Origin of the sequence: Methylobacterium sp. GC_Met_3 (genome assembly GCF_026540775.1) — a bacterium.
Taxonomy (GTDB): Bacteria; Pseudomonadota; Alphaproteobacteria; order Rhizobiales; family Beijerinckiaceae; genus Methylobacterium.
Genome location: NZ_JALNUL010000136.1, coordinates 1 through 2083 on the forward strand (window position 1 = coordinate 1; position 2083 = coordinate 2083).

Genomic DNA, 2083 nt, shown 5'->3' on the forward strand with positions numbered 1-2083 from the left:
AGATCGAGCGCCTGTTTGGTCATCTCAAGAACTGGCGGCGCGTGGCGACCCGCTACGACCGCTTGGCCTGCAACTACCTCGCCGCCGTCGCGCTCGTTTCCTGTGTCATCGCATGGACCTGAATGAGTCCCCTACCTAGCACAGGCCGAGCGTCCTCGCGCAGGCGGCCGACTCGGGACGGTGCCCCGTGGTTGAAGGTTTCGCCTTACAGCCGCACAAGGTTGCGCATCGCTCGTACCGCGACGTGTGCCGGGGACCCGCATGACCGACGATGCCATCGCCATTCCCGAGCGCAAGCGCGGCGCGGGGGCGAAGATCGTCTACGACCTGCTGCGCGACGAGATCCTGAACCTCAAGCTCGCGCCGGGCAGCCCTATCGACGAGGTGCAGCTCGGTGAGCGGTTCAGCATGTCGCGCACCCCGATCCGTGAGGCGTTGGTGCGGCTGGCCGAAGAGGGCCTCGTCAGCACCCTGCCGAACCGCTCGACCATGGTCGCACAGATCGATTTCCTCAACCTGCGCAATTACTTCGACGCGCTGTCGCTGATGTACCGGGTGACGACCCGGCTCGCCGCACGGCATCACCGTCCGGCCGACTTGCGCGGGATCCGTGCCGTGCAGGCCGATTATGCCACGGCGGTGCAGTCGCAGGACGCCCTCGCGATGATCGCCATCAACGCCGCGTTTCACATTGCCATCGCCGAGGCGGCCCGAAATCCGTACTTCACCGGCCTGTCAAAGCGCCTGCTCGGCGAAGGGCGGCGCATCCTGCGCCTCTACTACGACTCCTATGACGACCAGTTGCCGATGCATCTCGTCGTTGAACACGAGGAGCTGATCCAGGCCATCGCCGACCGGGACATCGAGGCCGCCGACCGGTTGGCCAAGGCCCATGCGGAGCAGATCGCCCAGCAGGTGCAGACGCTGCTGACACGAGTGGGGGATACCAGCATCGTCCTGTGACACCGCCACGCGTTTCTTGTCGACAAATAAAATGCAAGATGGCATAGGTGGCCTCTCCGGTCGGCGGGGCCGTCGCGCTCACGCTTCTTCCGAGTGACCGGCTCCAGGAGTTCGCGATGAAGGCCCCGATCTTTTCCGGCGTGATCCCTGCGCTGATGACCCCCTGCAAGGCGGATCGCAGCCCCGATTTCGACGCCCTCGTCCGCATGGGCCAGAGCCTCATCGCCGCCGGCATGTCGGCGGTGGTCTATTGCGGCTCGATGGGCGATTGGCCCCTCCTGACCGATGACCAGCGCACGGAGGGCGTCGCGCGCCTCGCCGCCGCGGGCGTGCCCGTCATCGTCGGCACCGGCGCGGTCAACACGGCCGTGGCCGTCGCCCACGCCGCCCATGCCGAGAAGGTCGGCGCCAAAGGGCTGATGGTGATCCCGCGGGTTCTGTCGCGCGGCTCCTCGCCTGCAGCGCAGCAGGCCCACTTCAAGGCGATCCTCGCCGCGGCGCCGGGCCTGCCGGCGGTGATCTACAACAGCCCGTATTACGGCTTCGCCACCCGGGCGGACCTCTTCTTCGCGCTGCGTGCGGACCATCCGAACCTGGTCGGGTTCAAGGAGTTCGGCGGACCGGCGGACCTGCGCTATGCCGCCGAGACGATCACCAGCCGCGACGACGACGTATCGCTGATGATCGGCGTCGATACGGCGGTGTTCCACGGCTACGTCAATTGCGGTGCGACGGGCGCCATCACCGGCATCGGCAACGTCCTGCCGCGGGAGGTGCTGCACCTTTGTGCCCTCGCTCAGGCGGCGGCCCAAGGTGATGTGACGGCCCGCCGACGGGCGCTCGAGCTCGAAGCAGCGCTCGCGGTCCTGTCCTCGTTCGACGAGGGTCCGGACCTCGTCCTCTACTTTAAGCACATGATGGTGCTGAAGGGCCACGCGGAGTACCGCCTCCACTTCAACGAGACCGATACGCTCAGCGATAGCCAGCGCGGCTACGTCGAGGCTCAGCTGCGCCTGTTCGAGGCTTGGTACTCGGCCTGGAGCCGGGAGACGGCCGCCTAGGCCCTCCCCCGAACATCCCGAGCTTCGGACCCAAACGCGTCGTCCGCCAGACGGGTGTT

2 protein-coding genes and 1 pseudogene are annotated in these 2083 nt (G+C 66.9%); all 3 read left to right on the top strand.

The genetic code is table 11. From position 1 onward, the window contains the following. A pseudogene (locus OXS27_RS32095) lies at window positions 1-122 on the top strand (IS5/IS1182 family transposase); the annotation flags it as partial. A 139-nt stretch (window positions 123-261) separates the two neighbouring features. Continuing rightward, window positions 262-963 (top strand): GntR family transcriptional regulator, encoded by a 702-nt coding sequence (locus OXS27_RS32100; protein ID WP_243924879.1) that lies wholly within the window; start codon window positions 262-264, stop codon window positions 961-963. A 116-nt stretch (window positions 964-1079) separates the two neighbouring features. Continuing rightward, window positions 1080-2024 carry a dihydrodipicolinate synthase family protein gene (locus OXS27_RS32105; protein ID WP_267361702.1) on the top strand — a complete coding sequence of 315 codons (945 nt, stop codon included), beginning with the start codon at window positions 1080-1082 and terminating at the stop codon, window positions 2022-2024. Window positions 2025-2083 lie beyond the last annotated feature (59 nt).

Coding starts and splice junctions, on each gene's coding strand:
- OXS27_RS32100 (WP_243924879.1), top strand. CDS start 262: ATGACCGACGATGCCATCGCCATTCCCGAGCGCAAGCGCGGCGCGGGG.
- OXS27_RS32105 (WP_267361702.1), top strand. CDS start 1,080: ATGAAGGCCCCGATCTTTTCCGGCGTGATCCCTGCGCTGATGACCCCC.